Source organism: Mycobacterium sp. TKK-01-0059 (assembly GCF_000709305.1).
Lineage (GTDB): Bacteria > Actinomycetota > Actinomycetes > Mycobacteriales > Mycobacteriaceae > Mycobacterium > Mycobacterium intracellulare.
In genome coordinates this window covers 670,476-677,364 of record NZ_KL446995.1, presented here as the reverse complement: position 1 = coordinate 677,364, position 6,889 = coordinate 670,476, and the positions used below count along the sequence as shown (strand labels likewise).

7 protein-coding genes are annotated in these 6,889 nt (G+C 63.5%); 2 read left to right on the top strand and 5 right to left on the bottom strand.

The window, feature by feature from the left end; genetic code table 11:
• The first annotated feature begins 164 nt into the window (after positions 1 to 164).
• Together istA and K883_RS25025 are read left to right on the top strand one after the other, a co-directional pair.
• Positions 165 to 1,718: an IS21 family transposase gene (gene istA / locus K883_RS25030; protein ID WP_033712892.1), complete on the top strand. Its 1,554-nt coding sequence runs from the start codon at positions 165 to 167 to the stop codon at positions 1,716 to 1,718.
• The gene (locus tag K883_RS25025; protein WP_036456144.1) at positions 1,715 to 2,527 is read left to right on the top strand and encodes an ATP-binding protein; all 813 of its coding nucleotides are present in this window, start codon (positions 1,715 to 1,717) and stop codon (positions 2,525 to 2,527) included. Before istA ends, K883_RS25025 begins: the two co-directional genes overlap by 4 nt.
• Here K883_RS25025 and K883_RS27730 read toward each other — a convergent pair.
• The 5 genes from K883_RS27730 to K883_RS25010 form a co-directional block, all read right to left on the bottom strand.
• Positions 2,479 to 3,510, bottom strand: a complete 1,032-nt coding sequence (locus K883_RS27730) for a hypothetical protein (protein WP_156035661.1) — start codon at positions 3,508 to 3,510, stop codon at positions 2,479 to 2,481. The genes K883_RS25025 and K883_RS27730 overlap by 49 nt on opposite strands.
• A 277-nt stretch (positions 3,511 to 3,787) precedes the next feature.
• Positions 3,788 to 3,919, bottom strand: a complete 132-nt coding sequence (locus tag K883_RS28445) for a hypothetical protein (protein WP_020823061.1) — start codon at positions 3,917 to 3,919, stop codon at positions 3,788 to 3,790.
• A gap of 2 nt (positions 3,920 to 3,921) precedes the next feature.
• A complete protein-coding gene (locus K883_RS25020; RefSeq protein ID WP_020823060.1) occupies positions 3,922 to 5,112 on the bottom strand; it encodes a phage major capsid protein in 1,191 nt (396 codons plus the stop codon).
• A complete protein-coding gene (locus K883_RS25015) occupies positions 5,113 to 5,676 on the bottom strand; it encodes an HK97 family phage prohead protease (RefSeq protein WP_020823059.1) in 564 nt (187 codons plus the stop codon).
• Complete coding sequence (locus K883_RS25010; RefSeq protein ID WP_020823058.1) at positions 5,663 to 6,868, bottom strand: phage portal protein; 1,206 nt, start codon at positions 6,866 to 6,868, stop codon at positions 5,663 to 5,665. Before K883_RS25010 ends, K883_RS25015 begins: the two co-directional genes overlap by 14 nt.
• Positions 6,869 to 6,889: the final 21 nt, after the last annotated feature.

The window sequence follows — 6,889 nt, the reverse complement described above, 5'->3', positions numbered from 1 at the left end:
TGTCGGCTGCCAGGGACAAGGGGCCAGCTCGGCGCCGGTTTTGCCATGAGCATGGGACCACCCGTTTGCCAGTGATGGGACCACCTGGCTAGCTGTTTTGCCAGTTATGGGACCACCCGGCGTGGCGTCGGGGCTTCCGGTTGCTCGGCCGCTGTATTGGCCGAATGAGCTACCGGGAGGTTTCTGTGATCGAAGTCAAGGAGATGTTGCGGCTGTGGCTGGATGGTCGCGGGTATCGGGAGGTGGCCCGGCTCTCGGGCACCGACCGCAAAACGGTGCGCCGGTATGTGGATCGGGCGCGCGCGTGCGGGCTGGACCGTGATGGCGACGCCTGTCAGCTGACTGACGAGCTGTTGGCGGCGGTGATCGCCGAGGTGCGGCCGAGCCGGCCCAACGGCAAGAGCCAGACGTGGGAGATCATCGACACTCAGCGTGAGCAGGTCCAGGCGTGGCTGAAACAGGACTTGACCTTGACGAAGGTGCACACGCTACTGGGCAGGCGCGGAGTGGTGGTGTCGTATCGCACGTTGCATCGATATGCCACAACGGAATTGGGCTTTGGGCAACGGCGGGCCACGGTGCCGGTGGCCGATTGTGAGCCCGGCAGCGAACTGCAGGTCGACTTCGGTCGACTCGGGCTGCTCACCGACATCGAGGACGGCCGCCGGCGGGTGGTGCATGGGTTGATCTTCACCGCGGTGTATTCGCGGCACATGTTCGTTTGGCCCACCTACCGGCAGACCCTGGGCGAGGTGATCGCCGGGTTCGAAGCGGCGTGGGTGTTCTTTGGTGGGGTGTTCGCGGTGGTGATCCCGGACAACATGAAGACCATCGTGGATAAGGCTGATGCGACCGACGCGAAGCTCAACGACGCATTTCGCGAATATGCCCAGGCTCGGGGATTCGCTGTGGACCCCACCCGCATCCGCAGCCCCCGCGATAAGCCTCGCGTCGAACGCTGCGTCCAATATGTGAGATCGAATTTCTTTGCCGGAGAAGACTTTCGGAACCTGAGTGACTGCCGCGCGCGAGCTGAGCAGTGGTGTGGGCAGGTGGCCGGGATGCGAATCCACGGCACCACCCGGTGCCGCCCGGTCGAGGTGTTCGCCGCCGAGGAGCTACCCCAACTCAAGCCGGTGCCCAACGAGGTGTTCGACATCCCGACCTGGAGCCGGCCCAAGGTGGCCCCGGATCGGCATGTGCAGATCGCGCGGGCGCTTTACAGCGTTCCCGGCGAGCTGATTGGCCGCCGCCTCGATGCCCGCGTGGATGCGCATACGGTCAAACTGTATTGGCGCGGTGAGCTGATCAAGGTCCACCCCGTGGTGGGTCCGGGGCGCCGCCACACCGATCCCGCCGACCTGCCCGCTGAGGTGTCGGTCTATGCCATGCGGGATCTGAACACGTTGCAGCGCAAGGCAGCCACCCACGGCACCCATGTCGGCGTCTACGCCGCCGCGGTGTTAGAACACCCGCTGCCGTGGACCAAGATGCGCCAGGTCTACCGCCTGTTGGGATTGGTGCGCCGCCACGGCGCGGAGGCGGTCGATGATGCCTGCCGACGCGCGCTGGACGCCGAGGTCATCGACGTCGGCCTGATCGAGCGCATGCTCACCCGTGGCGCCGGTGCGCAGCTGCCGCTGATCCCCAAGCCGTCGCCCACGGCATCCAGATTCGTGCGCGCCGCCACTGACTTTACGGTGCGGAGGCCATCATGAGCCCCGCCCGTCCTGACGCCACCCCAGCGGTCAAGCCGATCGAGATCTCTGCAGACCTCAAAGTCCTGATGCGCCGTCTTAAGCTCGGCCAGCTGCTCGACACCCTGCCCGAACGGCTCGCCTTGGCACGATCCAATCGGTTGCCGCATCACGATTTCCTGGAGATGCTGCTGGCCGATGAGGTCCCCCGCCGCGACCGCAAATCCGCCCAACTACGCGCCAAGGCGGCCCGTCTGGATCCGCAGATGCAGTTACAGGCCTGGGACGATACCGCCGCGGTCAGCTACGACCGCCAGTTGTGGGCAGAGTTGACCTCGCTGCGGTTTTTGGCCGACGCCTACAACGTGCTCATCATGGGCCCGGTCGGGGTCGGAAAAACGTTCCTGGCCAACGCCTTAGGACACATCGCGGTCCGACGTCACCACAGCGTGCACACCGAACGCGCCGACAAACTCTTCAAACGCCTACGCGGGGCACGGCTAGACGGCAGCTATGAAGACGAGGTACGCAAACTGCACCGCGTCGAGCTACTCATCATCGATGACCTCGCGTTGCACCGGCTTGAAACCACCGAGACCAATGACTTCTATGAAATCATCGTGGAACGCCACCGCACCGCCTCAACGATCATCACCAGCAACCGCGAACCCCCAGAGATTCTCACCATGATGGCCGACCCACTGCTGGCGCAGTCGGCGATGGACCGGCTCCAATCCGCGGCCTACGAACTCGTCGTCGAAGGCGAGTCCTACCGGCAACGTCAGAAACCCCGCCCCGCAAAGCCGGTCAATTCGGACCAGCCGAATTGACCAGCAGCCATCTCGTCAGTCACCATCACAACGGCCAGTAACCGGAAACAACCGGTCCCATGCTCATGGCAAAACGGTGGTCCCATCACCCTGGCAAGCGACAAGCCGGTCGCGACAGATCCGAAACCTGAAACGTTTTTGTAGGACACCGAATTGGCGGCGCAATAGAACTGGTTTCCCGTGGTTGAGACGGAGATGGTTTGAGTTCCGCTCACTGGACCGATGAGTCCAAACAGGTACAGGTAGAGATAGGTGCCTCCGACCTTGGCGTTGTTGATCGACCCGAGTAGCGACATTGGCGTGTCACCGACCTTGGCAGTCAGGGTTCCTGGGGTGGCCTGCCAGTACCAGGCCGACACGGCCACTACCGTCGCGGTAGCCGTCCCAAATGGGTGCGACCAGGTGAACGGACCGGTGCTGCGGACATGCGCTCCAGCACCAACAGCGTCGAAAGAAACGGAAACGAATGGCAGGGTCGGCACCAACATCTGAGCCGATGCCGTCATCAACGGCGCGGCGATCGGCGTTGTCGCAACAACACTCGGAATCAACGCTGTCGCAATAGCGGTCATCGGAGGGGGTTTTACAGCCACCGTCCCACGAAGTTGCGGCACCAGCATTGACGCCGACGCGGCCACTGAAGGCGCTTCGACTGGCGTGATTGCCTCAACCTCGGGCGCTTTTGCCGACGCTGCGGCTGCCGCGAGGGGAGCCGAAACGCGCGAACTGGCCACCACACTCGGCGCAAGCATCTCCGCGGAACCAGACGCGACCGGGATCGGCGGTGTAATGCCTTGCACGACCGGCGCTATCACCGTTGCCGTCCCTGCCGCGGCGGGCGCTTCCACCAGCGCGGAGGCAGTGGGGAATGACGGCGCCAACGCCTCGGCCGTCACCGCGGGCGTGTTGGGGACCTCGACCCGGGCACCAACCCGCGCCCACCACAGCACACCACCCGGAGCCTGCCAACCTGGCGCGGTCACGACTGCTGCCTCGCGGTGATATGTAGGGGGAGTGTCATACCTGTCTTCATCCTTTAAGGGGCTGTTGAGCTGAATTTTGTGAGGCAACCAGCCGCCGCGGCCCCGCCGACAACGGCGCGCGCTTCCGAAGATGAAGCGCAGCGGGCCGTTGGCACTGTCGGCGGGCGGGCCGGGGGAAGCGGAAAGGACCCCGGCCCATATACCGCGGCGGCTGGTTTAGGTTGGTCGGCGCCAGGAAACGACGAAGTAAAACCGGCGCCGACCAAGTTTTAGGCCGTTAGCCGCGGCGCCTGGGCGCGCGCGGCTTCTGTTCGGGCTCCGGAATCACCTTGACTAGCAAGGCTTTTTCCAGCGCCGCGACCCTCTTTTCGAGGTCGGCCACCTTTTTCTCAGTCCACGAATCAGCCATGGCTACGAGGCGTCGTTAACCAGAACGCGGTACGCGTTGGTGTCCTGCGGAACACCATCGGCGCGAGCCCACATCGTGTATTCAATCTGACCTTCATTGGCGCGTGTGTAGGGGTTCACGATGAGCGTGACGTCCTGCACCCGGCGAATCACGTACCCGGACTGCAGGTCTCCGAACGCACCCCACTTGTGGGAGCTGGCGTCGGTGGAGTCGGCCCAAGCCTGGTCGATCACAACGGGATATCCGAGCAGCCGCTGATTCGACCGGCCCACGTCGATACCGTCAATCGAGCTATTCAGCAGCGGACGGTTATTGCCGTCCACCAGCGTCTCGATCAGGCTCATGGTCTTGTCGTTGAACGTCCACACCGCCGAGTCCCGGTAAGCCGGGTCCACCGAGTGCACGATCGCCACCAGTTCCGCATAGGTGGGCGTGGCTCCCGCGATGGCGGTTGCCGCGGTGCCGGTGCTGATGCCGTACGGCTGGCTGCTGCCGGTGCCGTTCACCCAATGCGCGGCCTGCGCGCGGGCAATACGCTGCGACAGCTTGCGCGTCACCAAACCCTGAACATCAAACGCGGCATCCTGCAACAGTTCCAGCGACACCCGCAAGGGCAGCTGGGAGGCGCCCGGGGCGACGTACTTATACGCGGCAATCGTCTTCTCGCCGAACACCAGATCGGCGCCGCCAGAACCGGGGTCGCTGGCCTCAGCCGCGATCACGCCCGTGTTAGAGGTGTCGTCAAGGGTCGGCCAGGTCAGCGGCTCACCGGCCGACGTGGTGATGACCTCAACGGCATTCGCAACGCCACCAAAGGCTTTCAGCCGATCAGTGATCTTGTTGAGCAGAGTGGTGGGCACCATGTAACCGCCGGCAGTGGTTGTGCCAGCGGTCTGCCCGTCGCGAAGCTCTGTGATATCGGCGTTGGGAATCCCGGTGCGCAGGTAGTGATCGAAAGCCCGTTCCAGGGTGTCGTCTTGTTTCGGGGCGGCGACGTGCACGGCGGCCTGTAACGACGCGTTCGGCGCCTCGTAGGCGCCCTGCCGGGCGCGAATCGCCTCGGAGCGCTGCGTTGCCTTCAGCTCGGTCTCCAAGGTCTCGTACTTCTCGACCTCATCATCGGTGAGGTTGCGGCCTTCGGCGGCGTCCAGAACGGCGCGCTGCTCGACCAGAAGCTCATCAATCGTCTTCAACTATTTTCCTTTCGAAAGGTTCACACGAGCACGCGCTCGAATGATTTGGGTGCGGCCGGTGATCACGTCGGCCGGTTTGGCTCTGAGAGCCACGCTCGTGCCGCTATAGGCGGGCAGCGAGACAGGGCTGATTTCCACAAGACGGGCGATACTGAGGTGCGTCCGTAGGTCGCGACCCTCGTAGGTGTCCCATGTCTCTTGGTCTGGTTTGAATCCGAACGAAACGCCAGTCATGTCACCGCGGTTTATCAGCTCGCGGGCATCGCGGCCGGCGCTGGTGTCGGGAAGGTCCACCTCAAAATGAAGGCCCCTGGTGTCCGTGGACAGCCGCAGCGTGCCCGATGACTGGCGGCCCAGCAGCTTTCCCGAATCGTGGTCTAGGAACGCCCTTACGTCGGTCGCCGGGTTCGCCAGCACCGCATCGAACGCGGTCGGGGCGAGGACTTCAAAGTACGGCCCAATGTCCGCGCGCTCGTTGAAAACGGCGGCATAGCCGGTGATTCGGTTGCCTTTGACCTCGGAGCGGACCTCGATACATCTGCGTTCAAGTTCAGGCGGCAACATCAACGTTGGTCTGTTCGGCATCGGTCTCCTGTATTTGTGGTTGTGCCGGCAGCGGCGGCAGATTGCGCATGCGCCGGGCCTCGTCCACGGTGATAAGCCCTGCTTGAAGCTGCGCGATAATCAAGCCCACCTCCGTCTCGTGGTCGGGCTGCACGAATTGCGAGTAATCAAAATCCGCGCTCTTGTTGGGCGGCAGCAGCAGCGACAAGCGTTCTTCAATGCGAGAAGTCCAGGGCTGCAGCGTGTAGCGGGCGAACCCTCTGTTCTGCTCGGTGAGCCCGGCGCCGAAGCTGGTCTGCTTTTGTGTCTGGCCCAAAAGGTGGGGCGGCACGCCGAACCAGCGTGAAATGTCCTCCACCTGAAAGGCTCTCGATTCCAACCACTGCGCATCAGCGGCGTTCATTGACCAGGGCGAGAACTTGAGAGCCTTGTTAATCACGGCGATAGACCCGGCGTTGGCTTCGCCCGCTACCTTCTGGGTCAAGCTCTCTTTAATGCGGGTGGCATCCTCCGGTGTCAGCTGCGCGCCCTCCTCGGGCGTCACAAGCCCACTGATAAGCGCGCCGTTGCTGAAAAGCCGCGAGGCGGAACGCTCGGCAGCAATCGACGTGCCGAAGCTATTGCGCGCCAGCCAGATGGGGCTTAGGCCCCTGATACCGTCCGTGGACAGCCCGGGGATGTGGGTCATGTCCCGAGACGTCAACGTCAGCGCCTTGCCGTCGATCGTCTCGACCAGAAACGTCTTCGAGTAGTCGCTGTGCCACTGAATCGACACGGCTCGCGGGTGAATCGGGTACAGCCCCAACATCTGGCCGGCGCCGCCCCTGATGTGCAGCAGAAAAGCGTTTCCGTGCAGCAGCAGATGCAAGAGCATCGTTTCGACCAACTCGAACTTGGTCAGCCCAGCCGCGCCGCCGGGGTTATCCAGCCAGCTCGGTACCGGCTCGCTGATGCCGTCGCTGCGCTCGTGAATCGTGCGCAGAGGCAGGCTGGCGATGCTGGACGCGATCAGCGAGACGGCCCGCCACACGGCAGCCAGGCCCAACGCCGAGAATTCGTTGACGTTGACGCCAGCCAAGTTGGGCGTACCCAAGCCGAAGAATTCGGCGGCGGCGGGGTCACCGATCGACACGAGGTCAAAGCTGCGTTCTTCGATGTCTTCCGGCGGCGTTTTGCGATTCCACCAGGCCATAAAAGTCCTCTAATTCGTTTA

What these genes read in the sequence shown, in the direction of transcription:
- istA (WP_033712892.1), top strand. Translation starts at nt 165, where the DNA reads ATGAGCTACCGGGAGGTTTCTGTGATCGAAGTCAAGGAGATGTTGCGG.
- K883_RS25025 (WP_036456144.1), top strand. Translation starts at nt 1,715, where the DNA reads ATGAGCCCCGCCCGTCCTGACGCCACCCCAGCGGTCAAGCCGATCGAG.
- K883_RS25010 (WP_020823058.1), bottom strand. Translation starts at nt 6,868, where the DNA reads ATGGCCTGGTGGAATCGCAAAACGCCGCCGGAAGACATCGAAGAACGC.
- K883_RS25015 (WP_020823059.1), bottom strand. Translation starts at nt 5,676, where the DNA reads ATGTTGCCGCCTGAACTTGAACGCAGATGTATCGAGGTCCGCTCCGAG.
- K883_RS28445 (WP_020823061.1), bottom strand. Translation starts at nt 3,919, where the DNA reads ATGGCTGATTCGTGGACTGAGAAAAAGGTGGCCGACCTCGAAAAGAGG.